Annotated in this window: 22 protein-coding genes; 13 read left to right on the forward strand and 9 right to left on the reverse strand. The window is 66.3% G+C overall.

Going from position 1 to position 24,495, the window contains the following annotated elements; translation table 11 throughout:
• Window positions 1-92: 92 nt before the first annotated feature.
• Entirely contained in the window at window positions 93-1,985 is a 1,893-nt protein-coding gene (locus ACCQ05_RS09575; protein ID WP_372393617.1) for an ATP-binding cassette domain-containing protein, read from the forward strand.
• A 466-nt stretch (window positions 1,986-2,451) separates the two neighbouring features.
• Here ACCQ05_RS09575 and ACCQ05_RS09580 read toward each other — a convergent pair whose 3' ends face one another.
• A complete protein-coding gene (locus ACCQ05_RS09580) occupies window positions 2,452-2,877 on the reverse strand; it encodes a barstar family protein (protein ID WP_372393618.1) in 426 nt (141 codons plus the stop codon).
• A complete protein-coding gene (locus ACCQ05_RS09585; protein WP_228964530.1) occupies window positions 2,874-3,314 on the reverse strand; it encodes a ribonuclease in 441 nt (146 codons plus the stop codon). Before ACCQ05_RS09585 ends, ACCQ05_RS09580 begins: the two co-directional genes overlap by 4 nt.
• 259 nt (window positions 3,315-3,573) lie before the next feature.
• On the opposite strand from ACCQ05_RS09585, the gene ACCQ05_RS09590 reads away from it, so the two are divergent.
• Window positions 3,574-4,185, forward strand: coding sequence for a superoxide dismutase (locus ACCQ05_RS09590; RefSeq protein ID WP_372393619.1), 612 nt, complete (start codon window positions 3,574-3,576; stop codon window positions 4,183-4,185).
• Window positions 4,186-4,578: 393 nt separating this feature from the next.
• Here ACCQ05_RS09590 and ACCQ05_RS09595 read toward each other — a convergent pair whose 3' ends face one another.
• On the reverse strand, window positions 4,579-5,412 hold the full coding sequence (locus tag ACCQ05_RS09595; RefSeq protein ID WP_005913068.1) for an inositol monophosphatase family protein: 834 nt from the start codon (window positions 5,410-5,412) through the stop codon (window positions 4,579-4,581).
• A gap of 116 nt (window positions 5,413-5,528) precedes the next feature.
• Here ACCQ05_RS09595 and ACCQ05_RS09600 point away from each other — a divergent pair, with 116 nt between their 5' ends.
• From ACCQ05_RS09600 to ACCQ05_RS09610, 3 genes are read left to right on the forward strand one after another with little or no spacing between them, the layout of a single operon-like run.
• Window positions 5,529-6,293, forward strand: a complete 765-nt coding sequence (locus ACCQ05_RS09600; RefSeq protein ID WP_104540276.1) for an RNA methyltransferase — start codon at window positions 5,529-5,531, stop codon at window positions 6,291-6,293.
• Window positions 6,294-6,344: 51 nt separating this feature from the next.
• Window positions 6,345-7,274 carry a phosphate/phosphite/phosphonate ABC transporter substrate-binding protein gene (locus tag ACCQ05_RS09605; protein WP_372393620.1) on the forward strand — a complete coding sequence of 310 codons (930 nt, stop codon included), beginning with the start codon at window positions 6,345-6,347 and terminating at the stop codon, window positions 7,272-7,274.
• Window positions 7,271-9,388 carry a putative bifunctional diguanylate cyclase/phosphodiesterase gene (locus tag ACCQ05_RS09610; RefSeq protein ID WP_372393621.1) on the forward strand — a complete coding sequence of 706 codons (2,118 nt, stop codon included), beginning with the start codon at window positions 7,271-7,273 and terminating at the stop codon, window positions 9,386-9,388. Before ACCQ05_RS09605 ends, ACCQ05_RS09610 begins: the two co-directional genes overlap by 4 nt.
• A gap of 85 nt (window positions 9,389-9,473) precedes the next feature.
• Here the strand turns inward: ACCQ05_RS09610 and epmB are convergent, their stop codons facing one another.
• A complete protein-coding gene (gene epmB / locus ACCQ05_RS09615; RefSeq protein WP_372393622.1) occupies window positions 9,474-10,502 on the reverse strand; it encodes an EF-P beta-lysylation protein EpmB in 1,029 nt (342 codons plus the stop codon).
• Between the two features lie 101 nt (window positions 10,503-10,603).
• Between epmB and efp the strand changes: the two genes are divergently transcribed.
• The 6 genes from efp to ACCQ05_RS09645 all read left to right on the forward strand — a co-directional run bounded on the left by efp (window position 10,604) and on the right by ACCQ05_RS09645 (window position 15,615).
• Complete coding sequence (gene efp, locus ACCQ05_RS09620) at window positions 10,604-11,170, forward strand: elongation factor P (RefSeq protein ID WP_104540272.1); 567 nt, start codon at window positions 10,604-10,606, stop codon at window positions 11,168-11,170.
• Between the two features lie 49 nt (window positions 11,171-11,219).
• Window positions 11,220-12,014: a PA3715 family protein gene (locus tag ACCQ05_RS09625; RefSeq protein WP_506191547.1), complete on the forward strand. Its 795-nt coding sequence runs from the start codon at window positions 11,220-11,222 to the stop codon at window positions 12,012-12,014.
• Between the two features lie 18 nt (window positions 12,015-12,032).
• Complete coding sequence (locus ACCQ05_RS09630) at window positions 12,033-13,370, forward strand: TRZ/ATZ family hydrolase (protein WP_372393623.1); 1,338 nt, start codon at window positions 12,033-12,035, stop codon at window positions 13,368-13,370.
• 29 nt (window positions 13,371-13,399) lie between these two features.
• Entirely contained in the window at window positions 13,400-14,119 is a 720-nt protein-coding gene (gene ubiG, locus ACCQ05_RS09635) for a bifunctional 2-polyprenyl-6-hydroxyphenol methylase/3-demethylubiquinol 3-O-methyltransferase UbiG (RefSeq protein WP_372393624.1), read from the forward strand.
• A gap of 112 nt (window positions 14,120-14,231) precedes the next feature.
• On the forward strand, window positions 14,232-14,897 hold the full coding sequence (locus tag ACCQ05_RS09640) for a phosphoglycolate phosphatase (protein WP_372393625.1): 666 nt from the start codon (window positions 14,232-14,234) through the stop codon (window positions 14,895-14,897).
• 28 nt (window positions 14,898-14,925) lie between these two features.
• Window positions 14,926-15,615: an isoprenoid biosynthesis enzyme family protein gene (locus ACCQ05_RS09645; RefSeq protein WP_104540268.1), complete on the forward strand. Its 690-nt coding sequence runs from the start codon at window positions 14,926-14,928 to the stop codon at window positions 15,613-15,615.
• 188 nt (window positions 15,616-15,803) lie between these two features.
• Here ACCQ05_RS09645 and ACCQ05_RS09650 read toward each other — a convergent pair whose 3' ends face one another.
• Both ACCQ05_RS09650 and ACCQ05_RS09655 read right to left on the reverse strand, forming a co-directional pair.
• Window positions 15,804-17,474, reverse strand: coding sequence for a glycoside hydrolase family 28 protein (locus ACCQ05_RS09650; protein WP_228964540.1), 1,671 nt, complete (start codon window positions 17,472-17,474; stop codon window positions 15,804-15,806).
• A gap of 374 nt (window positions 17,475-17,848) precedes the next feature.
• Window positions 17,849-18,988, reverse strand: coding sequence for a putative acyl-CoA thioester hydrolase (locus ACCQ05_RS09655; RefSeq protein WP_372394016.1), 1,140 nt, complete (start codon window positions 18,986-18,988; stop codon window positions 17,849-17,851).
• 395 nt (window positions 18,989-19,383) lie between these two features.
• Between ACCQ05_RS09655 and ACCQ05_RS09660 the strand changes: the two genes are divergently transcribed.
• Window positions 19,384-19,887: a pyridoxamine 5'-phosphate oxidase family protein gene (locus ACCQ05_RS09660; RefSeq protein WP_372393626.1), complete on the forward strand. Its 504-nt coding sequence runs from the start codon at window positions 19,384-19,386 to the stop codon at window positions 19,885-19,887.
• A gap of 165 nt (window positions 19,888-20,052) precedes the next feature.
• Entirely contained in the window at window positions 20,053-20,343 is a 291-nt protein-coding gene (locus ACCQ05_RS09665; protein ID WP_104540363.1) for a hypothetical protein, read from the forward strand.
• Window positions 20,344-20,567: 224 nt separating this feature from the next.
• Here ACCQ05_RS09665 and eutC read toward each other — a convergent pair whose 3' ends face one another.
• The 3 genes from eutC to eat are packed head-to-tail and all read right to left on the reverse strand — an operon-like array spanning window position 20,568 to window position 24,159.
• Window positions 20,568-21,389 carry an ethanolamine ammonia-lyase subunit EutC gene (eutC, locus tag ACCQ05_RS09670; protein ID WP_372393627.1) on the reverse strand — a complete coding sequence of 274 codons (822 nt, stop codon included), beginning with the start codon at window positions 21,387-21,389 and terminating at the stop codon, window positions 20,568-20,570.
• Window positions 21,386-22,798 carry an ethanolamine ammonia-lyase subunit EutB gene (locus ACCQ05_RS09675; RefSeq protein ID WP_372393628.1) on the reverse strand — a complete coding sequence of 471 codons (1,413 nt, stop codon included), beginning with the start codon at window positions 22,796-22,798 and terminating at the stop codon, window positions 21,386-21,388. The genes eutC and ACCQ05_RS09675 overlap by 4 nt, the downstream gene beginning before the upstream one ends.
• Window positions 22,795-24,159: an ethanolamine permease gene (eat, locus tag ACCQ05_RS09680; RefSeq protein WP_372393629.1), complete on the reverse strand. Its 1,365-nt coding sequence runs from the start codon at window positions 24,157-24,159 to the stop codon at window positions 22,795-22,797. Before eat ends, ACCQ05_RS09675 begins: the two co-directional genes overlap by 4 nt.
• Window positions 24,160-24,495: the final 336 nt, after the last annotated feature.

A 24,495-nucleotide genomic window follows, 5' to 3' on the forward strand; every position in this document is an offset into this window, starting at 1 on the left:
ATTGGGGAGGAGGGATTCGGGATTCGTCACCGCGACAGCGTGCGCGTTTGCCAATCCCGAATCCCCAATCACCAATCCCGTACAATTGCGCCATGCCTTTAATCACTCTGCAAAGCGTCGACTACAGCGTCGGCGGCCCGTTGTTGCTGGAAAAAACCGACCTGACGATCGAGCCGGGCGAGCGTATCGCCCTGATCGGGCGCAACGGTGCCGGCAAATCGACCTTGATGAAATTGATCGCCGGCGAGCTCAGGCCCGATGACGGCGAGGTGCGCGTGCAGCAGGGGGTGCGCATCGCTCGGTTGGAGCAGGAGGTGCCGCAGGGCACCGGCGGCAGCGTGTTCGACGTGGTGGCCGATGGCCTGGGCGAGTTGGGCCACTGGCTGGCCGAGTTCCACCAGCTCAGCCATGCCGAGGTGTTCGACGCCGAGGCGTTCGGCAAGGTGCAGGCCAAGATCGACGCGGCCGAGGGTTGGGCGCTGGATCAGCGCGTCGGCGAGACGCTGACCAAGCTGGAACTGGATGGCGATGCGGAGTTTGCGCGGCTGTCCGGCGGCATGAAGCGGCGCGTGCTGCTGGCGCGTTCGCTGGTGTCGTCACCGGACGTGCTGCTGCTGGACGAGCCGACCAACCACCTGGACATCGAAGCCATCGACTGGCTCGAAACCTTCCTGAAGGGCTGGAACGGCAGCGTGCTGTTCGTCACCCATGACCGCCGTTTCCTGCGTGCGCTGGCCACCCGCATCGTCGAGATCGATCGTGGCCAGGTCACCAGCTGGCCCGGCGACTGGGCCAATTACGAGCGCCGCCGCGAGGAGCGGTTGAACGCACAGGCGCAGGAGAATGCGCGCTTCGACAAGTTGCTGGCACAGGAAGAGATCTGGATCCGTCAGGGCATCAAGGCGCGGCGCACCCGCGACGAAGGCCGCGTGCGGCGGCTGGAGTCGATGCGCAACGAGCGCGTGCAGCGGCGCGAGCTCACCGGCAATGTGCGCATGGAAGTCTCGCAGGGCGAGTCCTCCGGCAAGAAGGTGATCGAGGCCAAGGAGGTCGGCTTCGCGTTCGGTGCGCGCACGATGGTCAAGGACTTTTCCACCATCATCCAGCGCGGCGATCGCATCGGCCTGATCGGCCCCAACGGCAGCGGCAAGACCACCTTGCTCAAGCTGTTGCTGGGCGAGCTGCAGCCGCAGCAGGGCGAAATCCGCATCGGCACCAATCTGCAGATTGCCTACTTCGATCAGTACCGCTCGACCCTGCGCGAAGACTGGAGCGCGATCGAGAACGTGGCCGAGGGCCGCGATTTCCTGGAGATCAACGGCAAGCGCAAGCACGTGCATGCGTACCTGCAGGACTTTTTGTTCACGCCCGAACGCGCGCGCGCGCCGATCACCCGGCTGTCCGGCGGCGAGCGCAATCGCCTGCTGCTGGCGCGCCTGTTCGCACAGCCGTCCAACCTGCTGGTAATGGACGAGCCGACCAACGATCTGGACGTGGAAACCCTGGAGCTGCTGGAAGAGCTGCTGGGCGAATACAGCGGCACGCTGCTGCTGGTCAGCCATGATCGCGACTTCCTGGACAACGTGGTGACTTCCACGCTGGTGATGGAGGGCGATGGCCTGATCGGCGATTACGTCGGCGGCTACAGCGATTCGCTGCGCCAGCGGCGCACGCCGGCCACCAGCGCGATGGCGGTGGCCAAGGCCTCGGCCACCGCAGTGGCGACTGCGCCGGCGGCCACTGCGGCGCCAGTGGAGGCTGCGCCCAAGCGCAAGTTGAGCTACAAGGACGCGCGCGAGCTGGAGCAGTTGCCCGGCCTGATCGAGACGCTGGAGCAGCAGGTGGCTGCACTGACCGAGGCGATGAACGACCCGGGCTTCTACCAGCGCGACACCGCGGCCATGGCGGCGCACATCGCCGCGCTGGGCGATGCGCAGGCGCAGCTGGATACGGCCTACGCGCGCTGGAGCGAGCTGGATAGTTGATTGGTCGACTGGCGGGTCGGTGCGCCGATGTATCGGCCATCTCCTGCAAGCCGAACCTGCGCGGCGCCGATTGCGGGTGATGGATCGTGGCTGCGCGGCATTGCTGAGTGGAAATGGTGCCCACTGCCGCGCTGCAGTGCTGTAGCAGGTCTGCCGCTGTATGGGTCACGTTGATCCAGGACATTGCGCCATGCAGTGGTCGGTGTTGCACGCGCCGCCACCGGATGGACTGCGAACCCGCCGGCGATGTCAAAGGCAAACATCGTTTGCGTCGTGAATATAGCTGGCTGCACGCCCGGATCTGCTGCATTGGGCGCGCTTGGTCACCGCAGCGGCGCAACGGCCCTGGATTGGAATGTTGCCGTCACTCGATGCAGTCGCAGATCCGACACTGCTAGAGGGGTTCCGGTCGTTTGCGCACGACGATTCCTGTCATGCATCGACCAATGCGCGCCAGCCGGCCCTATCAGGTGCAGGCGCTGGCCGGCGCCACGAAGGCCGCAAAGGTACGACCGCGCGAGGCCCAGCTGGTGGCGGCTTCGTCGAGGATATCCAGCAGGGTATCGCGGTCGGCCGGTGCGGCTTGTGCCAGTGCGTTGGCGCCGTCGATCAACAGGGCATAGCCCCGCGGCGCCGGCAGCCAGGCCAGGTCGCGCAGCCCATCGCTGAGCGCATCCCAGTTGCGGCCGAAGCCGAGCGGAAAATCCAGCTGGGTGGCCAGCCGCATCAGCAGCATGCGCTTGTCGCTGCAGGTGGCCAGATCCACGCGCAGGATGCGCAGGCCGGCATCGCGGGCCAGCGCTGCCATGGTGTCCAGGTCGTCGGTCTCGGCCTGGTACACACCCGATTGTTGCGGGTTGGACAGGTCCAGTGCGAAGTCGCCGGCGCTCATGGGGCCTGCTCCGGGGTCGGGCCCTGGAAGGGTTTGAAGGTCTGGTAGTGGTCGTCGCTGTAGTACCAGGTCTGCGGTGGCGTGCCGCCGGTGACGATGCGGCGCGCGCCGCGGTCTGCGCTGCCCGGCGTGTCGACCGTGTATTCGCGGTAATAACCGCGCGGGCGTTCGGGCAGGCGATGTTCGCGATTGCCGAACACGCTGCCGTCCTGTGGATACGGGAACGGACCGCCGCGCTGGATCAGCACGATGGTGGCCATGGCTTCGATCGGCAGAAAGGCGGGCAGGCGCGGCACCTGCCGTGCGGCCACCGGCGCGGCGCTCGGTGCACTGAGTGAGGGCGCGAACTGCGGCTTGGGCGTCTGCAGCGCACGCATGCCCCACAGCCCGGCCACGAGCAGCACGATGGCGACGATCAGCAAAGCGGGCTTGCGCATGAAGACGATCCGGAGGCGACGATGTGTGCGGCAGAGCAAGTATGCCGTTGCGCGACTGTGTCGACTTTGAATGCATCGCCGCGCCGATCCGGTTCACGCGCAAGTAACCGGGGCATGGTGCAAGGTGTGCTGCCAAGACGGCGCGGCACGCGATGGGATGAAGTTTCCCTGCCTGCACCCTTGGTAAGCGCCGCTGCCGTCCTTACCATCTACCCCGCAACGCCCGGTCTTCGCCGGGCGGCAAGTCCAGGAGACCCTCATGGCTTACACCCTTCCGCAGTTGCCTTACGCTTACGACGCGCTGGAACCGAACATCGATGCGCAGACGATGGAAATCCATCACACCAAGCATCACCAGACCTATATCAACAACGTCAACGCGGCGTTGGAAGGGACTGAGTACGCGGACCTGCCGATCGAGGAGCTGGTGTCCAAGCTGAAGAGCCTGCCGGAAAACCTGCAGGGTCCGGTGCGCAACAACGGTGGCGGCCACGCCAACCATTCGCTGTTCTGGACCGTGCTGGCGCCCAACGGCGGCGGCGAGCCCAAGGGCGAGGTCGCCAAGGCGATCGACAAGGACCTGGGCGGTTTCGATAAGTTCAAGGAAGCCTTCACCAAGGCTGCCGTCAGCCGCTTCGGCTCCGGCTGGGCGTGGCTGAGCGTGACTCCCGACAAGAAGCTGGTGGTGGAGAGCACGGCCAACCAGGACAGCCCGCTGTTCGAAGGCAATACCCCGATTCTGGGCCTGGACGTGTGGGAACACGCGTACTACCTGAAGTACCAGAACCGCCGTCCGGAATACATCGGCGCGTTCTACAACGCGGTGAACTGGGAAGAAGTCGAGCGCCGCTACCACGCTGCCATCGCGTGAACCGTGCGCTGACGCTGTGATGCCAGAAGGCCGGGAGAGATCCCGGCCTTCTGCTTGGTGGGGCCAGGTTTCTGTCCAGGCGCGCCCTGCGCAGCAGATTCCCCGATGGCACTCCATCGTGCGCCAGCACGCTACTGTGGAGTGTGGCCGCAGGCTCAGTCGATGCCAGGGCAGGGCGCTGCGCCAGTCCTGGCATGATGAATATCCATGATTCGTAGTCGCGCACCTGCACGCGAGGGGTTTTTCGGATGATGCCTGGTCGCGCAAGCATGCTCTTGCAAGTGCGTCGCCGCAGGTTTAGCCAACGCAAAAGGCCGTGGGTGATCCCGGCCTTTTGTATGCGTGTTTCCGTCGCGGCGACAATGCCGCGGACTTTGCCCACGGCCGCGCAAATCAGAACTTGGCGTCGAACTCGCGGGCGTAGCCGGTGTTGACGATGACCTTCTGCAGCGCATCGCTGATCTTGATGTTGCCGGCGACGATCTGCTGGGTTTCCGGGCCCATGTTGTCCATGCGCGGCGGGGTGGCGCCCTTGTAGTCGCAGACGCGGCCACCGGCTTCGCGCACCAGCAGTACGCCGGCTGCGATATCCCAGGCTTTGACGCCGGCTTCGAAGTAGGCATCGGCACGGCCGCAGGCCACGTAGGCCAGGTCCAGTGCCGCCGAGCCGGTACGGCGCACGTCTTCGGCCTGCACCAGCAGCGCGTCCACGCACTTGAGCTGGGCGCTGGCGCGCGCGCGTTCGCGCGGCGGGAATCCGGTATGGACCATCGCGCCTTCCAGGTCCTTGCGCTCGGCAATGCGGATGCGGCGGTCGTTGAGCACCGCGCCGGCGCCGCGGCTGGCGGTGAACAGCTCGTTGCGCAGCGGGTCGAAGATCACCGCATCGGTGGGTTCGCCGTTTTCCACCAGCGCGATCGACACGCAGTAGTGCGGAAAGCCACGCAGATAGTTGCTGGTGCCGTCGAGCGGGTCGATGACCCAGGTGTAGCGCCCACTCTTGCCACCTTGCACGCCGCCTTCTTCGCCGAACACGGCGTACTCGGGGTAGCCGCGCTTGAGTTCCTTGATGATGACCTTCTCGGCATCGGCATCGACTTCGCTGGCGTAGTCCATGCGGCCTTTCTGCACCACGTTGAGCGCATCGAGCTTGTTGATGCCGCGCAACAGCACATTGCCGGCGAGGCGGGCGGCTTTGACCATGACGGTGACGGCGGGTTTCTGCATGGTGAAAGCTCCCGTGAAGGCAGAATGGACAATGACGAAGGTAAAAGAGCGGTCCGGCGCCAAAGCCGGCCGCGCAGTTTACCATCTACGACCGAATCGCTCCCCAATCTCCGTTCATGTCTGTCACCCAGCGCATCCGTTTCGTCCTTGTCGGTACCCAGCATCCAGGCAACATCGGCGCCGCCGCGCGCGCGATGAAGACGATGGGCATCTCGCGGCTGGTGCTGGTGGCGCCGGAGCGTGCGCTCGACGAGGACGCCTACCGGCGCTCGGCCGGCGCCGAAGATGTGCTCGGCGATGCGCCGGTGTTCGACACCCTGGGCGAAGCGGTGGCCGATTGCACCCTGGTGATCGGCTGCACGGCGCGCGCGCGTCGGGTGGCCCTGGAGGAGTTGCTGCCGGACCAGGGCGCGCAGCGTGCCCTGGCCAAGGCCGGTGAGCCGGCCGAGGTGGCGTTCGTGTTCGGCCGCGAGCGTACCGGCCTGACCAACGACGAATTGCAGCTCTGCCATGCAGCGGTACATATTCCCTCCGACCCGCAGTTCAGCTCGCTCAATCTGGCGGCGGCGGTGCAGGTGCTGGCGTACGAAGTGCGGCGGGCATATCTGGCCGCTGGCGAGGCCGAACCGGCGCCTGCGGCGGCCACCGGCCTGCGCGACGGGCCGGCCAGTCATGCGCAGCTGGAGGGTATGTTCGGCCAGCTGGGTGACACCCTGGACGAGATCGACTTCCACAAGGGCCGTGCGCCGGAGTCGGCGATGCGCAAGCTGCGCCGGCTGCTGCTGCGCGCGGAGATGACCGAGCAGGAGGTGCGGCTGATCCGCGGCATCCTGTCCGATGCGCAGCGCATGGCCATGCTGGCCAAGCGGTCCGGAAGCTGACGTCTGTCACATCTTCAAAGATTCGGCTAGGCTGTCCGCGGCTCTAGGGGAGTGTCCGTTTTGCGCGGTCTACGATGGTGTCTGATTGCCTGCTGGCTGATCGTCGCGGCGGGTCTGGCCGTGCCGGCTGCGGCAGCGCCGTCCTCGGTCCTGGTGCTGGGACGCATCAGCGATGATCCGGCCACGCATTACGATCAACTCAAGCCCCTGCTGGACTACGTGGTGCCGCGCATGCGCGAGGTGGGCATCCGCCGCGGCGAGATCCTGATGGCGCCGGATGCGCGGCAGATGTCCAGCTATCTGCGGCGCGGCCGGGTCGACTGGGTCAGCGAGACCACCGGTGCGGCCATGCTGCTGGAGCAGCGCGGCAGCGCGCATCCGTTGCTGATGACCGAACGCGATGGCGTGCGCGATTTCCATACCGTGTTCTTCGTGCGCCGCGATAGCCCGATCCAGTCGCTCAGGCAACTACGCGGGCGCACCCTGGCATTGCACAATGCGTCCTCCACCAGCGGTTACCTGCTGCCGATGCTGGAGTTGATGCGCAACGGCATTGTCTGCAACGTGCTGCTCTCCCCGGACGATACCCAGGTGCTGGGCTCGGTCGGTTACCTGATGGTCGGTTCGAAATTGAACATCGCCGCGTTCGTACACAAGCGCCTGATCGATGCCGGCGCCTTCAGCAATCTCGATTGGGACGACGAGCGGCATCTGCCGCCCGCCTTCAAGCGCGATTTCCGCATCGTGTACCGCAGTGCGCCGGTGCCGCGTGCGGTGGAAATGGTACGTACCGGGATGGACCCGGCGGTGGAACGCCGCCTGCGCGCCGTGCTGTTACAGGCCGCCTCCGACCCCAAGGCCGGCCCGGCACTGAAGCGTTTCTTCGGCACCACTGCGTTTCATCCCGTGGATGAGGGAAGCCGCAGGCGCCTGGATGCATTGAGCGCCGGCTTGCAGCACGTCAAGGATGAAGTGGAATGAGTCAGGTGCGCTTCGGATTGCAGGCACGTTTTCTGTTGGTCATGGCACTGACCCTGCTGCTGGTCGGTGCGATCCTGGCCTCGCTGCTGCAGCGCCAGAGCGCCATGCAGCGCGAAGTGCGCGGATTGAGCGCGCAGATCCTGCACGAGCTGTTCGACCGCAGTCTGCGCACCCGCGGCGAAACGCTGGCCACCGAGCTGGCCTCGGGCCTGGCCAATCCCCTGTATTACTCCGACCTGGGTGCAGTGGGGGCGCTGGTGCGCAATGCCTCGCGCCAGCAGGTGGTGAGTTATGTGCTGGTGTTCGATCGGCGCGGGCGGCTGGTGCACGACGGCACGCCCAATCTGCAGCGCTACGGCCAGACCATGAACGATCCGCTGGCGGCCAAGGCGGTGGCGGCGCGGGAGATGTTGCTGCAATCCTCGCCCGAGGTGCTGGATGTGGCCGTGCCGATCAAGATCGGCGACCAGCGCATCGGCGGCGTGCGCGTGGGCATGTCGCGCGAGCGCGTGCGCAAGATCGAGTCCAGCGCCAACCTGACCCTGGTCGAAAACCTCAATGCGATCGGCAAGCGCGACCTGGGCTGGCTGCTGGTGCTGCTGGCGGCGCTGGTCGGGCTGGGGGTGTTGCTGGCGATCTACGTGCAACGCACGCTGGTGGCACCGGTACGCCTGCTGGCGTCGGCGGCGCGGCAGATCGAGCAGGGCGACTATGCGGTGCAGTTGCCGCCGCATCCGCGCAACGACGAAATCGGCGAACTGATCTCCGCCTTTGGCCGCATGAGCGAGAGCATCGCCCGGCACGACCGCGAAGTGCGCCACATGGCCTACACCGATGCGCTGACCGGGCTGACCAATCGGCTGGGCTTTCGCGAAGGGCTGGACCACCTGCTCAACACCGCCCGCAGCACCGATAGCAAACTGGCATTGCTGTTCGCCGATATCGACGACTTCAAGCGGGTCAACGACACCCTCGGTCACGAGGCCGGCGACGAAGCCTTGTTGCAGTTCGCCAGCCGCATCAGCCGCGCGGTCTCCGCGCTGGGCGGCGATGACGCGATCCTGGCGCGCTTCGGTGGCGACGAGTTCGTGATCCTGCTGCAGAGCGGCGATGTCTCCCTGCTGGCCGCACAGCTGGCGGAGCGTCTGGTGCACGAACTGAGCCGGCCGCTGAATGTACAGGGACGCGAAGTGTTCCTGGGCACCTCGATCGGCATCACCTTGTTCCCCGACGACGCCAACGACGCCACCGCGCTGCTGAAGAACGGCGACATCGCGATGTACCAGGCCAAGCTGGCAGGCAAGAACTGCCACCGGTTCTACAGCCGCGCCGCCGATCATGCGGTGGAGCGCCGCGTGCACATGGAACATGAGTTGCGCGGTGCATGGGAGCGCGATGAGCTGCGACTGGTCTACCAGCCGATCTACCGCACCAGCGACCGCGTGCTGGTGGGCGTGGAGGTGTTGCTGCGCTGGCAACACCCGGCGCTGGGCACGATCGCGCCATCGACCTTCATCGACATCGCCGAGCAGAGCGGGCTGATCGAAGTGATCGGCCCCAAGGTACTGCGCGCGGCCTGTCTGGAGGCAGCGCAGTGGCCGATGGTGGGCGAGGGGCTGTTCATCTCGGTCAACGTCTCGCCGCGGCAGCTGCGTAGCGGGGAGTTGATCGACACGGTGGCCGAGTGTCTGGCCGAATCCGGGCTGCCAGCCGCGCGCCTGCACCTGGAACTGACCGAAACAGCGGTGATCGGCGACGAGATGATGGCCGCCAGCCTGCTCGACCAGTTGCACCGCACCGGCGTGAAGGTATGGCTGGACGACTTCGGCACCGGCTTCTCGGGCCTGAGCCATCTGCGCCAGGTGCCGGTGGACGGGGTCAAGATCGACAAGAGCTTCATCGCCGACCTGCAGCGCGATCCCGACGATCTGGCGCTGACCACCGCCATCATCAACATGGCGCATTCGTTGGGCATCACGGTGGTGGCCGAGGGCATCGAGCAGGAAGCGCAGTTCAACCTGCTGCGCGAGCGCGATTGCGATCTGGGCCAGGGCTACTGGTTCAGCCGCCCGTTGACGCCTGCCGATTTGGTCAAGCTGATCGCAGCGGGTTGAACGGCGCAGGGGTGCATCCGGGCGCGATGGAGCTTGACCGGTAAAGCCTGTCGCGCCTGGGTGCGCTCCTGCGGCGAGCTGGGGGCTACAGCGGCCGTTTGCCGGTATCGCCGGGAATCTCGCGTACCAGCCGCGGCACCAGGTAGCCGGACAGGCGCGTGGCCAGTTCCGTGTGCAGCGCGCGTGCGCGGGCGTCGTCCACTTCGAAATGGGCGACGCCGGCCACGCGATCGAGCTGATGCAGGTAATAGGGCAGCACGCCGGCGGCGAAGCTGCGTTCGCTCAGCGCGTCCAGCGCGTCCACGTTGTCGTTGACGCCGCGCAGCAGCACGGCTTGGTTGAGCAGCTGCGCACCGGCGCCACGCAGCGCCTGCATCGCGCTATCCACCTCGGCATCGAATTCGTTGGCGTGGTTGGCATGGATCACGAACGCCACCGGCCACGGCAGGCTGCGCAGCCAGCCCAGCAGCGGCGCATCCACGCGCGCCGGCAGCACCACCGGCAGGCGGCTGTGGATGCGCAGCCGCTTGAGATGCGGGATGGCGGCCAGCGCATCGGTGAGTTCGGCCAGCTTGGGTGTGGCCAGCGACAGCGGGTCGCCGCCGGACAGCAGCACCTCGTCGATGCCCGGGTCGGCCGCGATCGCCGCCACGGCCTGGCGCCAGCCATCGCGGGCGGCGGTTTCTTCCGCATACGGGAAGTGGCGGCGGAAGCAATAACGGCAGTGCACCGCGCAGCTGCCGGTGGCGATCAGCAGTGCACGGCCGTGGTACTTCTGGATCACCCCGGCGGCAGTCCTGGCCGCGGCATCGCCCACCGCGTCCAGGCCGAAGCCCGGCACCGGCTGCATTTCCGCATCCAGCGGCAGCACCTGGCGCAGCAGCGGATCGTCGAGGTCGCCACGCCGCATCCGCGTCACGAAGGCATGCGGCACCCGCAGCGGGAACTGCGCGGCGGCCGCGTCGCTGATGCCGGCCGCCTGCGCCTCCAGGCCCAGCAGCGCCAGCAGGGCGCGCGGATCGCGCACGGCGTCGCGCCATTGCTGCTGCCAGCGCGTCGGCGGCAGGGCGATGGCGGGAGATGGCTGTAAGGCGAGGGGGGCTGCGGTTATCATGTGCGGTCACAAAACCAATGCCCGCCGGTCGCGGCGGGCGCCCCATTCTAATCCGGCCCGCCCCGATTTGGCGGGTCGTGGTCTTATCGAGGAGCTGCACCATGGCCACTGTTGGCATGAACGACGTCAAGAACGGCATGAAGATCCTGGTCAACAACGAGCCGGCGGTCATCACCGAGACCGAATACGTCAAGCCGGGCAAGGGCCAGGCCTTCACCCGCATGAAGTACCGCTTCATCAAGTCCGGCCGCGTGGTGGAAATGACCATGAAGGCCACCGACGACGTGGAGCTGGCCGACGTGGTCGATACCGACATGCGCTACCTTTACAGCGATGGCGAGTACTGGCACTTCATGGACCCGGAATCCTTCGAGCAGGTGCAGGCCGACAAGGCCGGCATGGGCGGCGCGGAAAAGTGGCTCAAGGGCGAGGAAGACTGCATCGTGACGCTGTGGAACGGCGCGCCGATCTGGGTGCAGCCGCCGAACTTCGTCGAGCTCAAGATCACCGAGACCGACCCGGGCGTGCGCGGCGACACCTCCGGCGGCGGCGGCAAGCCGGCCACGCTGGAAACCGGCGCGGTGGTGCGTGTGCCGCTGTTCGTCAACCAGGACGAAGTGATCAAGGTCGACACCCGCTCGGGCGAATACTCCGCGCGCGTCAAGTAAGACCATGCGTCCGGGACACTGGCTGAAGCGAACGCGACGCGGTGCCAGTGTGACGTTGGGACTGGTCGGCGTGCTGTGCGGCGCGCTGATCGCCTGCCCGGCGCCGGCGCAACCGGCCGCCGGATCCTGCGATGCGCGCAGCATCGCAGCGGTGGCGGCGGCCGACGTGTTCGAGGGCGGCGTCGGGACGGTGGTGGCGCAGGCCTGCAAAGCGTGGCCATACGATGCTGCTGTGCGCCTGGCCGCCATTGCGTTCGACACCGGCACCGGCGTCGCAGCGCCGGGCGACCGTGCGTTGCAGTTGCGGGTTGCCATGCTGGAGGCCGGCAGCGGCAAGGTCCTGGCCGGTTACACGCAGGAACTGGGCGAAGATGCCGCCCTCGAACTGGACGCCGGCAGCCTGCGCCTGGATACCGCGCGCTACGATCTTGCGCCGGGCACGCGTGCCATTGGCGTGGTGGTGCGCAGTGTCGCGCGTGGGCCCAGTTGCCCGGACTTCGACAGCAATGATGCATTGACCCTGCTGGTGCGCGATGGACGCCGCCTGCGTCCGTTGTTGCAGCACGATTTGTCGCTCTGGCAGCGTGTGCGGGGCGAGCCTTGCAGCGTGGGGCAGGGACGGGTCGTCAGCGAAAGCGCCAAACTGCAGCTGGCAATGGCGGCACAGGCGCATGCCGGTTACGCGGATATCGTACTGACCGCCGACATCGTCACCTTCGATACCGCTCCCGACGGCAACACCTCCACCGAACGCACCCGACGCACGCGCCAGCTGCTGCGTTACGACGGCAACCGCTATGTCGCCACGACCCAGGCGCACGGTAGCTGGCCGTTCGGCCATTAACCTTCCATGGATTCGCTCATGACCAACGCTCCTCCAGAAATCTGCGACCTGTTGATCGAAGCCGGTTACGTGGTGCCGATCGAACCGCACGCGGTGGTGCTGGAAGACCACGCCGTGGCGGTCAGCAACGGCGCGATCGTGGCGATCCTGCCGATCGCACAGGCGCGCGCGCGGTTTGCGCCGACCCAGACCGTCTCGCGCCCGGATGCGGCCCTGATCCCGGGCCTGGTCAACGCGCACACCCATAACCCGATGACGCTGCTGCGCGGCGTGGCCGACGACCTGCCGTTGATGGTGTGGCTGCAACAGCACATCTGGCCGGTGGAAGCGGCAGTGATCGGCCCGGAATTCGTGGCCGACGGCACCACGCTGGCCATTGCCGAGATGCTGCGCGGCGGCACCACCTGCGTCAACGAGAACTACTTCTTCGCCGATGTGCAGGCCGCCGTCTACAAGCAGCACGGTTTCCGCGCGCTGGTGGGCGCGGTGATCATCGATTTCCCCACCGCCTGGGCGTCGTCGGACGATGAGTATTTCGCCCGCGCCGGCGAGCTGCACGACCAGTGGCGCGACGATCCGCTGATCGGCACCGCGTTCGCGCCGCATGCGCCGTACACGGTGAACGATGCCAACTTCGAGCGCGTGCGCATGCTGGCCGACCAGCTGGATCTGCCGGTGCATCTGCACACGCATGAAACCGCGCAGGAAGTGGCCGATTCGATCAAGCAGTATGGCCAGCGCCCGCTGGCGCGTCTGGACCGCCTGGGCCTGGTCAACGACCGCCTGATCGCCGTGCACATGACCCAGCTCACCGATGCGGAAATCCATCTGTGCGCCGAGCGCGGCGTGAGCGTGGTGCATTGCCCCGAATCCAATCTCAAGCTGGCATCCGGGTTTTGCCCGGCATGCGCGTTGCAGCGTGCCGGGGTGAACCTGGCCATCGGCACCGACGGCTGCGCCAGCAACAACGACCTGGACATGTTCAGCGAAAACCGCACCGCCGCCATCCTGGCCAAGGCCGTGGCCAACGATGCGACCGCGCTGGATGCGGCCACCACCTTGCGTGCGGCCACCCTGGGCGGCGCGCGCGCCTTGGGCTTCGGCGACAGGATCGGTTCGATCGAGGTCGGCAAGCAGGCCGACCTGGTCTGCGTGGATCTGTCGGCGCTGGAAACCCAGCCGTTGCATCATGTGCTGTCGCAGTTGATCTACGCCGCCGGCCGCCACCAGGTCACCGACGTGTGGATCGCCGGCAAGCCCAAGCTGGTGCAGCGCGAGCTCATCGACATGGATACCGCCGCCCTGGTCGCCAATGCGCGCCAGTGGCGCGACCGCATCCGCACCGTTCGCGCCTGAGCGCACGTCATCGACTCACGGAGTTCCGCATGAATCCCGATACCTCCACCACCTCCGGCAACTTCCGCCAGACCGAACTGGACAAGTTCGCCGCGTTGGCCAACCGCTGGTGGGACGCCGACGGCCCGCAGAAGCCGCTGCATGCGCTCAACCCGGTGCGCCTGCAGTACGTGTCCGGGCGCCAGGAGCTGGCCGGCGCGCGCGTGCTCGACGTCGGCTGCGGCGGCGGTCTGCTCAGCGAGTCGATGGCGCGCCTGGGCGCGCAAGTGACCGCGATCGACCTGGCCCCGGAGCTGGTCAAGGTGGCGCGCCTGCACAGTCTGGAATCGGGCGTGCAGGTGGATTATCGCGTGCAGTCGGTCGAAGACCTAGCCGCCGAACAGCCGGGCAGTTTCGATGCGGTGACCTGCATGGAGATGCTCGAGCACGTGCCGGACCCCACTGCGATCATTCGCGCCTGCGCCAGCCTGCTCAGGCCGGGCGGCAAGCTGTTCCTGTCCACGCTCAATCGCACCCCGGCCGCGTTTGCGCTGGCGGTCGTGGGTGCGGAGTACATTGCGCGGCTGCTGCCCAAGGGTACGCATCACTACAAGGACTTCATCAAGCCGTCCGAGCTGGCGGCGTGGTTGCGCGCCGCCGAGCTGCAGCTGGAGGACGTCAGCGGCATGCTGTACGAGCCGTGGCGCAATCGTGCGCGGCTGTCTTCGCGCACCGAGGTCAACTATCTGGCGTATGCGGTGAGGCCGTGACGGGCGGGGAATTGGGAATCGGGAATCGGGAATCGCGACGGTGGTTGGCCTGTGGTCTGACATCTTCTGGTTATGGCCTGGTTGCTGATCGCGGTGGCATGGCGGTGGCGCTGTGAGGTTTCCGCGGGCGGTGTTGTTCGATCTGGATGGCACCTTGCTGGACAGCGCACCGGACATGCTGGCGACCGTCAATGCGATGCTGGCCGTGCGCGAGCGTGCGCCGGTGACGTTGGAGCAGCTGCGGCCGGTGGTGTCCAAGGGCGCGCGTGCGATGCTGGGCGTGGCCTTCGCCGAGCTCGATGAGCAGGCGCGCGCGGCGCTGGTGCCGGAATTCCTGCGCCGCTATGAAGCCTTGATCGGCACGCAATCGCAGCTGTTCGATGGTGTCGACGAGCTGCTGGCGCGACTGGAAAGCGCCGGCTGCCTCTGGGGCATCGTCACCAACAAACCCGAATACCTGGCCCGCTTGATCCTGCCTCAACTGGGTTGGCAGCAACGCTGCGCCGTGCTGATCGGCGGCGATACGCTGTCCGAGCGCAAGCCGCATCCGTTGCCGTTGCTGACCGCGGCCCAGCACATCGGCGTGGCGCCGGCGCAGTGCGTCTATGTGGGCGACGACGAGCGCGACATCGTCGCCGCACGCGCGGCCGTCATGTCATCGGTTGCCGTGTTGTGGGGCTACCGCCTGCACGACGATGTGCCGGCGCGCTGGCAGGCCGATGTGCTGGTCGATACGCCGCAGCTGCTGTGGAACCCGGCGACGTGGCCGCAGACCTGATTCTTCTTCGTTTTTGTCCGGACCCGCCATGAGCCAATCCAGCGCCCTCGACAGTTTTCTCGACAAGTGGCGAACCCGCTGGCCGGAATGGTCGGTTGCCGAACCCTTCATTCCCGAACCGCAGCGACGCGTGACTGCTGCCTGGTTCGCCTTGCTGCAGGAATGGGAAGACATCATGAACATCGCCGGCGACCCGCTGCCGGCCGATGCCAAGCTGGCGTGGTGGCAACAGGAACTGCGCGACTGGTCCGAGCAACGCTCGCGGCATCCGCTGGGACGCGTGCTGGAGCCGGTGCGTGCGCCGTGGGCGCCGTTGGCCGACAGCTTGCCGGCGATGCAGGCCGCACGCGTGCAGCCCGCATCGCTTGCGCAGGCACTGGAGCAATTGCGTGGCTTCGCCGAGGCCGTGGTCGCCGCCGAAGCGGTGCTGTTTGCACGTGCGCAGCCTGGCGATGCCAGCGCCGTGGCCGTGCAGTGGCTGGATGCACGCCAACGCGTGGCCGGTGAGAGCGCTGCACCCGGCGGCGTCGGTACCGGCGACTGGCGCGCGCAGTTGTTGCGGGCCTGGCCACGCAAGCCGGCATTGGCCCGCCCGCACCGGGTGTGGTCACGGCTGGCACGCGTGCGCCTGCAGCGCGAGCTGGCCGGCAAGCCGGCCTATCCGCCGCCGGTGCAGCAGTTGTGGCATAGCTGGCGGGCTGCCAGCGGTGCGGACTGAGTGCGAGCGGAGCTGGCGTCGTACCGCCTGGGGTGATCGTGCAAGTGGGTGAGCTAGTGCTGCCGGCCGACCAAGCGTGATCGCTGCACAGCCTGCAGGTTTTCACTCGGAACAGACTCCTTGCTGCGACCGGCCGGCCGCAGCAAGTACCTGTGTGGCCTCGTTCGTCGATGCTCGGCGCATGCCGCTTAAATCGGCGAATCCGGCAGCACCGAATGCAAGGCAATGAAGGCGTCGTTGCATTGCAGTGGGGTGCCTGGCCCGGGCGTCCCCTGCAACTGCACGTCGTTGGGCGCCGATGGCGTCAGCTGATCGTAGAAACTTACCGGCCCACCGTTGAAGGTGAAGTGCGTTGCCCCGGGATTGCTGGCCGGCCCGCCGAAATGCGGCTGTGCGAAGGTGATCTTGCCGCCGCCCAGCACCACGTTTTCCAGGCTGATGGAGATGGGCCGGCTGCCGCTGGTGTCGCGATACCCGTAGAAACTCAGTTCACCGCCGCCAAAGCGCGTCGAGCCCAGCGAATGCACGTTGCTGAGCGAAATGCCGGTGAACTGCGGGATCTTGTCGCGCGTGGCCGGGTTGGCATAGTTCGCATCGAACACCAGCGGACGGGCAACGCCACGCATGCACACGTTCTCGAAGCTGATGTCCTCCACCAGGCCGCCGCGCGAGGCATCGGACTTGATGCGCAGGCCATTGCCCGAGTACGGATCGCGCACGACATCGTTGGCATTGAAGCCGTCGATGCTCAGCCCACGCACGGCGATGTGGCGCATGCCCGAATCGGTTTCGCTGCCCAGCGAGAAGCCGTGGGTGTAGTAGCACTGGTTGTAGGCGAACAGCATGTTTTCCGAGGCGATGCTGCGTGTGCCCTTCGCATGCGCCTTGATCGCCACGCAATCGTCGCCGGTACCGATGTAGGAGTACGCCAGCAGCACGTTCTGCGATTGGCCCGGGTCGAAGCCGTCGGTGTTCTTTGCGGTTTCCGGCGTGAAGCAGGTCGCATGCGGATTGTCCTCCGGCGTGCTGCCGGCCGGGCAGCGGTAGCCGGGGCGCGTATAGACCAGGCTGGGCGCCAGGATCTTGATGCCCCATGCGGTCAGGCCGGCCACGTTGTCACTGACGACATGGAAGTTGGGTGAGTTCTCCAGGGTGATGTCGTACAGCGTGACATCGCTGCTGTCGTCGATCTGGATCAGACGCGGCACATGCTGGGTCAGCCCCTTGCTGACATTGAGATAGGCCAGGTCCCACCAACTGGCGGTGCCGGCATTGGGCCCGGCGATGAGCGTGCTGCCGCCGCGGCCGTCGATCTTGCCTGCGCCGACGATGCCGCTGCCGGCCGCGCCGGTGATGTGGATCAGCGGATTGCACGACTTGGCCTTGTCGCTGCTGGCGGTGCCGCAGGTGCCCAGGCCGTTGTCGTAGTCCTGCGGATTGCGTGACGCGAACAAGGTGACATTGCGGTCGAGCCACAGCGTCACGCCGCTCCTGAGGGTGAGCGGGCCGCTCAACAGGCCGGATTGCCCGGCATCGCCGGGAACCAGATGCACCGCACTGCCGGCCGGGCAATCGTCGATGGCTGCCTGCAGGCGCGCCGTATCGCGCCTGGATTGGCTGGGGTCCTGATCCAGCGCATCGAGCGAGCCGGCGACCGGGACCAGGGCCGCCTTGAGCGTGGCGCAGACCTGTCGGGGCAACCTGGGTTGCTGCACCACGCCCCACCGGGTCGAGATGCTGTGTGCGGTATCCGGCATGTCCTGCGCTGATGGTCCATTGGCCGATGCCTGAAAACTTGTCAGGCCGAACAGCGCCAAGGACAGCAGCGCCAGGGTGGGGAACGTAGGTGTTGGCTGCATGGGAGTGCTCCGACGGAAAGAACGGCGGTGTCCGATCGCTACACGGCATCGAGCCGGTGCATGACAATGGGTGACCATGGCCTGGTTCACGCAATGCCCGCAGCGTTGATGTCGATGGTGTCGCGTGATCGGCCACGCGGAGGCGCCAGCGTGCCGCCTGAGTGCGCTTGTCGATGACAGCGGAGCGAAACCGGCACCGCGCGTCCGAAGGAAGCGTTTGTCTCACCGCGATAGGTTGGCGTCTCGGCGTCAGGCGATGCCTGTTGAAAGCGCCTGTTGGCACGTCGCATCACGCGAGTGCCAGACAGGCGCCATGTGCGGTCCAAGGGTGCGGTGACCGGCGCGCCGGGATACGAGCAGTGGCTCGCCGCCAGTCAGTTGGCGGCGCCGGCTCCGCTGTTGCTGTACTCGTAGAAGCGGTTGGGCGAATTGCTGCAACCGCTGCTGCAGAACGGTCGGTTTGCAGTGGAGGCGTTCCACGGCGCAGCCTTGCGGATGTGACCGCCCAGGGTGGAGTCGCGCACGGTGACCTGGCCATTGGGCGATGTGCCGTTGACGTAGGCGCTCAGGCTGCTGACGCCTTCATCCCAGGCACGCCCCAGGTAGGTCTGGTTGTCGGGTGAGCCGGAAACGGCGACAAAGCTGCTGTTGATCGCCAGGAAGCCATACGTACTGCCTGGCCGCGTGCTGGGCGCAAAGATGTAGCCGCCACGGCTGCTGCCCAGGCGCGCACCGATGGAGCGGATGGTGGCGGTGTCGAACACGCCGATCCCCGAGCCGAAGATGAAGTCCACATCGCCATCGATCGTGCTGTTCTTGAAATACGCACGATTCACGTTGGCCGCGTTGGTCGCGCTGATCAGCAAGGTGTCCTGGTTGCCGGTGATCATCACGTCTTCGAAACTGGCCTTGTCGCCGCGCACCGCCAGCGCCACTGCCGACTGGTTGTTGTCGGTGTAGGTACCTTCGACATAATTGTTGTCGATGCGCAGATGGCGTGCCTGGAAGTCGGCGGCGCGTACCGTCACGGTGGCGCTGTTGGAGGTGCCGACGGTGGTGGCCGATGCATTGCTGGCGCAGGCATGGCTGGCCGTGCCGGCCGGCTTGGGCGTGGGATTGGCGTTATTGAAGCGGATGACGGTATCGCCAGCGGATGCGCCGAGCCCGAACACCGTCAATGGCGGCGCATTGGCAGGCACGCACACCAGCTCGGTATATGTGCCTGCCTTGAGGCTGATGTAGCGACGCGTGCTGCCACCTGCCGCCACTGCCGCATCGATGGCCGACTGCAGGCTGCGGTAACGCGTCGAGCCATCCGCTGCCACGGCATAGTCCGCACTGAGCAGGGCAACGCCCGCGGTGGGATTCCAGTTGTCTGTGACCAGGGCATTGATCGGGCCGGCCTTGGCCAGCGCTTTGGTGATCGTATAGGTGCTCGCTTCGCTGCTGGTGAGTTGGGGGCGCGTGGCGGTGCCGGTGAGTGCTGCCGCATCGACGCTGGCCAGCGTCAACAGTGCAGCGGCAATGCAGGTCGTACGAAAGTGCGAGACGGACATGGTGTGGCGCTCTCCTGGAAAGGGACGCGTGCATAAAGGTTGCCAGCGAATGCCGGCCACTGTGTGAGCCACTGGACATGGCGCGATGTGTTGCCAGTCCATTGTTGGACTCACGCTCAAGACACGTCGCCATCTGCGCGGCAGGGCGATGCTACTGCCGGGATCGCTTGCCGGCGCGCATGTGGGCGAGCAATGTGCAGGAATTGCTGGGTGGTCACGCTTTGCGTTCGGACCAGGTCGCAACGTACCACCGTATGGCGTGCTGCATGCGCACCGGTGCGGCGGTGCAACGCGGGTCATCACATGCCGTGGGCACGCGGCCTTCCAGACTCAATCACCCGCGTAAGACGCGCATGTCAGGAATGCAAATGACCGATCCAAAAGAGCTGCAGGATAAATTCTGGAAAGCCCTGAAGTCCGACCGCACCGTGATGCTGGGCCTGGATGGTGTGGAAGACGGTCATGCACGTCCGATGACCGCGCAGATCGAAGGCGACAGCGGCGGCCCGATCTGGTTTTTCACCTCCAAGGACAATGCATTGATTGCGATGCTGGGCCAGGGGCGGCGGGTGATCGGCGCTTTCAGCAGCAAGGGCCATGATCTGTTCGCCAGCATCAGTGGTTCGTTGCGCGAGGACACCGACCGTGCGGTGATCGATCGCCTTTGGAATCCGTATGTGGCTGCCTGGTACGAAGGCGGCAAGGACGATCCCAAGCTGGCGCTGCTGCGTCTGGATCCGGACCACGCGCAGATCTGGCTCAACGGGTCCAGCCTGCTGGCCGGTGTCAAGGTGCTGCTCGGTATCGACCCCAAGAAGGACTATCAGGACAAGGTGGCGGACGTTCCGCTGCGTTGAGGGGATGGGCACGCAGGCGCGACCATGCCGGTTCGCCTGCGCTTGCCAGCGTTCGCCTGCGCGCGTGCCGCCATGGCGCGCTTCACCGCGACCGAACACGCCGCGGCGCAATCATCGTGGCTTGCCAGGCACCGCACGTGCGGGCGTGCCATCAGGAGAAGCAGCATGCAAAAGATCGAAATCGGCCAGATGGTCTTCCTGCGCGATGGCGAGGTCGGGGTTGGCGCGGTACGCGACATCCGTAACGATGGCGCCGAGCTGGTCATCAATATCGAGAACGGCGGCGATTTCGTAGTGCCCGCATCGGTGGTGCGCGATGTGCATTCGGGCAAGGTGCTGCTGGATGTGGAAAAGCTTCCGGAACAAGTGCGTCACGCCTTGCGTCATCCGCACGACAACGAGTTGCGTACCAGCACCTATGCGGCCAGCAATCCGCGCGACGGTGCACTGAACTGATCCTGGTTGCTGCGCGGTTGGATGGCTGCGGTCGCCGCAGGAATACGATTCGCACCTGCGCTTACCGTTCGCCAGACAGAAAAATCATGCCTGGCCGGCGATGGCGCTTTCGCAAGTCCAATCGCACCAATTCTGGAAGCGGCGGGATTTGAGGTTGTTGCGCATCTCGTCGCCGCGAAATCCAGATGCAAGACGGCCCGGTTGGCGTGCTGCACCCACGCAGATCAACTGGTGGGCAACAAGAAATTACGCGGCGCCTCGGCGCTCGCACCACCTGATGGCAAGCCCGTTTGCTCGGCCTCGTCCTTGAGTTGCACACCAGACAGGCGGCGTCGAAACGCTTCGCGCAGCAGGTAGGCGAGCTTGTGCGCCGCTTCCGCATAGCTCAAACCTTCGGTGCGGATATTGGAGATGCAGTTGCGCGCCGCATCGGTCAGCCCGACCCGCGGAGCGTAGGTCAGATACAGGCCAAGGCTGTCGGGCGAGCTCAGCCCGGGTCGCTCGCCGATCAGGACGATCACCGCACGGGCGGCCAGCAGCTCGCCCACTTCGTCGCCGATCGCCACGCGCCCTTGGGCGACCAGCGCCACCGGTGCCAGCGACCAGCCTTCGTGCGCGGCCAGCGCATCGATCCGTTCGAGCATCGGCGCAGCATGCCGATGCACCGCCAGAGCGGACAGCCCATCGGCCACCACCACCGCGAGGTCCTGTGCATTGCCTTGCAGAGCGGCAAGGCCGCGCAGCTGCGTGGCGGCCTCATCGGACAGGCGGCGGCCCAGGTCCGGGCGCTGCAGGTAGGTGTGCCGATCCGGTGCGGCACTGTGCACCAGCAGGCTGCTGCGCCGGCGCTGTTTCAGTGCGGCCTGCAGCGGCGCGGCGTCGAATGCCAGATGCACTGCGTCGCGTGCCTGCGCATGCGCCAGCTGGAAGTCCAGATGCGCCACGGTGGGCAGGCTGGTGCCCACGCGGCCGAGTGCGATACGCGCCGGCGTCAGCTGCCGCAGCTGCGCCCAGGCATCGCGTGGAGGCGTCGCCGCAGTGTTCATTGCGCTTTCCCCGCTGGCAGTTGCGCCAACGCACGGCGAAACGCCGCAGGCACATCGCTGCCGAGTGCAAAACGGCCATCGTCCTGCAGGCGCAGGATGCCGTGTTGTTCCAGCCATTGCTCGAATTCCGGCGCCGCACGCAGGCCAAGCGCCTGCCGCGCGTACAGCGCGTCGTGAAACGACGTGGTCTGGTAGTTGAGCATCACATCGTCCGAGCCGGGAATGCCCATGATGAAATTGATGCCGGCGGTGCCGAGCAGGGTAAGCAAGGTATCCATGTCGTCCTGGTCGGCCTCGGCATGGTTGGTGTAGCAGATGTCGCAACCCATCGGCACGCCGAGCAGCTTGCCGCAGAAGTGGTCTTCCAGCCCGGCACGGATGATCTGCTTGCCGTCGTAGAGATATTCCGGGCCGATGAAGCCCACCACGGTGTTGACCAGCAGCGGCTTGAACTGCCGTGCCACCGCATAGGCGCGCACTTCGCAGGTCTGTTGATCCACGCCGTGATGCGCGTTGGCCGACAGCGCGCTGCCCTGGCCGGTTTCGAAATACATCACGTTCTCGCCCACGCTGCCGCGGCGCAGCGACAGGCCCGCCTCGTGCCCTTCGCGCAGCAGCGCCAGATTGATGCCGAAACTGGCATTGGCCGCTTCGGTGCCGGCGATGGACTGGAACACCAGGTCTACCGGCACACCGCGGCCGATCGCCTCGATGGTGGTGGTGATGTGCGCCAGCACGCAGGACTGGGTGGGGATCCGGTAGCCGGTGATCACCGCATCGAGCATGCGCAGCAGGGCGCTGGTGGCTGCCAGGCTGTCGCTGGCCGGGTTGATGCCGATCACTGCATCGCCGTTGCCGTACAACAGGCCATCCAGCACGCTGGCGGCGATGCCGGTGGCATCGTCGGTGGGGTGGTTGGGCTGCAGGCGGGTGGACAGCCGCCCACGCAGTCCCAGCGTATTGCGAAAGGCGGTGACCACGCGGGTTTTCTGCGCCACCAGGATCAGGTCCTGCACCCGCATCAGCTTGGATACCGCGGCCACCATCTCCGGCGTCAGCCCGGGCGCCAGCGCCGTCAGCGCGGCTTCGTCGGCCTGGGCGCTCAACAACCAGTCTCGGAAGCCGCCCACGGTGAGATGCGCGACAGCAGCAAACGCGGTCGCATCGTGCTGGTCGATGATCAGCCGGGTGACTTCGTCCGATTCATAAGGCACCACGGCTTCGTCGAGAAAGTGCCGCAGCGGCAGATCGGCCAGCGCCATCTGCGCCGCAACGCGCTGCAGCCCGGAGTCGGCCGCCAGCCCGGCCAGCTGGTCGCCCGAGCGCGCCGGTGTAGCCTTGGCCAGCAGGGTCTTGAGGTCGGCAAACCGGAACTGCTCGCCGCCTGCGGTGAACGCAAAGCCGCTCATCCGCTGCTCGCCGCCGTGGAGACCTGGCTGCGCAGGCTCAGCACGCAGCACACCGCGCCAAGCAGCAGCAGGCCAACGAAGATCAGCGCCACGATCGGGTTGAACCACACCATGGCCACCAGGCACACCAGCGCCAGCAGCAAGGCGATCGCCGGCACCAGCGGATAACCGGGCGCGCGAAAGCTGCGATCCAGCTGCGGTTCGCTGCGTCGCAGCTTGAACAGGCTGAGCATGCTCATCACATACATCACGATGGCACCGAATACCGACATGGTGATCATTGCCGCGGTCAGCGTCATGCCCTGGATCTCGACCACGCCATCGCTGCAGATCGCGGCGATGCCGATGACGCCGCCGGCCAGGATCGCCCGGTGCGGGGTACGGAAGCGCGACAGCGTGGCCAGCCCGTGCGGCAGGAAGCCGGCGCGGGCCAGTGCGAAGAATTGCCGCGAATAGCCCAGGATGATGCCGTGGAAACTGGCCACCAGCCCGAACAGACCGATCCATACCAGCATGTGCAGCCAGGTCGAACTATTGCCGACCACCGCCTTCATCGCCTGCGGCAGCGGGTCGTTGATGTTGGACAGCTGGCGCCAGTCGCCCACGCCGCCGGCAAACACCATCACCCCCAGCGCCAGCACCACCAGGGTGAGAATGCCGGCGATGTAGGCACGCGGGATGGTGCGCCTGGGGTCCTTGGCTTCCTCGGCGGCCATCGCCGCGCCTTCGATCGCCAGGAAGAACCAGATCGCGAACGGAATCGCCGCAAAGATGCCGGAAACCGCCGCCGGGCCGAACACGTCGCTGCCGGCCCAGCCATTGGCGGCGAAGCGCGCCACGCTGAAACCCGGTGCCACCACGCCCATGAAGACCAATAGTTCGATCACGGCCAGCAATGTCACGATCAGCTCGAAGGTGGCCGCGATCGCCACCCCGACGATGTTCAAGCCCATGAACACCAGATACGCGCCGATGGCCGCCACACGCGGATCCAGCGTGGGGTATTGCACATTCAAGTACGCACCGATCGCCATCGCGATGGCCGGTGGCGCGAACACGAATTCGATCAAGGTGGCCAGGCCGGCGAGCATGCCGCCGTAGCTGCCGAACGCGCGCAGGCTGTAGGCGAACGGTCCGCCGGCATTGGGGATGGCCGTGGTCAGTTCGGTGAAACTGAAGATGAAGCAGGTGTACATCACCGCCACCAGCACGGTGGTGACCAGGAAGCCCAGCGTGCCGGCGGTGCCCCAGCCGTAGCTCCAGCCGAAGTATTCGCCCGAGATCACCAGCCCGACCGCAATCCCCCACAATTGCCAGGTGCCGAGGGTGGGCTTGAGTTGCTCGTTGCGCATGTGGCTCATCTCCAGCGGTCGGGGAGGCGACCAGGCAGCGGCGCTACCTGTGCGACGGACGCGCCATCGTGGCTGCGCGATCGCTGCTGTCCAGCGAGGATCGATGGCGTCTCGGTTATACCCCAAAGCCGGGCGGCGAACACTCGCGCGACGGGTAGGTATGCGCTGGTGTGTCTGCCCGAGGCTGCGGCATGTCGAACTGCGTGCGGCGGCGCCGGCCGTTCATACGCCCAGGCGCCCCCATCCGCCCTTCGGGCACCTTCCCCCGCAGGCGGGGGAAGGGGAGCGTCGTACGACTGGAGAGGTGTTACCGCGCCGCCGCGCGCTCAGGCGGCCGCATTGCCA

Source organism: Xanthomonas sp. NCPPB 3582 (assembly GCF_041475735.2).
Classification (GTDB): Bacteria; Pseudomonadota; Gammaproteobacteria; order Xanthomonadales; family Xanthomonadaceae; genus Xanthomonas; species Xanthomonas codiaei.

Excerpts from the sequence above, each read along its gene's own strand:
- ACCQ05_RS09575 (WP_372393617.1), top strand. The coding sequence starts at position 93 with ATGCCTTTAATCACTCTGCAAAGCGTCGACTACAGCGTCGGCGGCCCG.
- ACCQ05_RS09580 (WP_372393618.1), bottom strand. The coding sequence starts at position 2,877 with ATGAGCGCCGGCGACTTCGCACTGGACCTGTCCAACCCGCAACAATCG.
- ACCQ05_RS09585 (WP_228964530.1), bottom strand. The coding sequence starts at position 3,314 with ATGCGCAAGCCCGCTTTGCTGATCGTCGCCATCGTGCTGCTCGTGGCC.
- ACCQ05_RS09590 (WP_372393619.1), top strand. The coding sequence starts at position 3,574 with ATGGCTTACACCCTTCCGCAGTTGCCTTACGCTTACGACGCGCTGGAA.
- ACCQ05_RS09595 (WP_005913068.1), bottom strand. The coding sequence starts at position 5,412 with ATGCAGAAACCCGCCGTCACCGTCATGGTCAAAGCCGCCCGCCTCGCC.
- ACCQ05_RS09600 (WP_104540276.1), top strand. The coding sequence starts at position 5,529 with ATGTCTGTCACCCAGCGCATCCGTTTCGTCCTTGTCGGTACCCAGCAT.
- ACCQ05_RS09610 (WP_372393621.1), top strand. The coding sequence starts at position 7,271 with ATGAGTCAGGTGCGCTTCGGATTGCAGGCACGTTTTCTGTTGGTCATG.
- epmB (WP_372393622.1), bottom strand. The coding sequence starts at position 10,502 with ATGATAACCGCAGCCCCCCTCGCCTTACAGCCATCTCCCGCCATCGCC.
- efp (WP_104540272.1), top strand. The coding sequence starts at position 10,604 with ATGGCCACTGTTGGCATGAACGACGTCAAGAACGGCATGAAGATCCTG.
- ACCQ05_RS09630 (WP_372393623.1), top strand. The coding sequence starts at position 12,033 with ATGACCAACGCTCCTCCAGAAATCTGCGACCTGTTGATCGAAGCCGGT.
- ubiG (WP_372393624.1), top strand. The coding sequence starts at position 13,400 with ATGAATCCCGATACCTCCACCACCTCCGGCAACTTCCGCCAGACCGAA.
- ACCQ05_RS09645 (WP_104540268.1), top strand. The coding sequence starts at position 14,926 with ATGAGCCAATCCAGCGCCCTCGACAGTTTTCTCGACAAGTGGCGAACC.
- ACCQ05_RS09650 (WP_228964540.1), bottom strand. The coding sequence starts at position 17,474 with ATGCAGCCAACACCTACGTTCCCCACCCTGGCGCTGCTGTCCTTGGCG.
- ACCQ05_RS09660 (WP_372393626.1), top strand. The coding sequence starts at position 19,384 with ATGTCAGGAATGCAAATGACCGATCCAAAAGAGCTGCAGGATAAATTC.
- ACCQ05_RS09665 (WP_104540363.1), top strand. The coding sequence starts at position 20,053 with ATGCAAAAGATCGAAATCGGCCAGATGGTCTTCCTGCGCGATGGCGAG.
- eutC (WP_372393627.1), bottom strand. The coding sequence starts at position 21,389 with ATGAACACTGCGGCGACGCCTCCACGCGATGCCTGGGCGCAGCTGCGG.
- ACCQ05_RS09675 (WP_372393628.1), bottom strand. The coding sequence starts at position 22,798 with ATGAGCGGCTTTGCGTTCACCGCAGGCGGCGAGCAGTTCCGGTTTGCC.
- eat (WP_372393629.1), bottom strand. The coding sequence starts at position 24,159 with ATGAGCCACATGCGCAACGAGCAACTCAAGCCCACCCTCGGCACCTGG.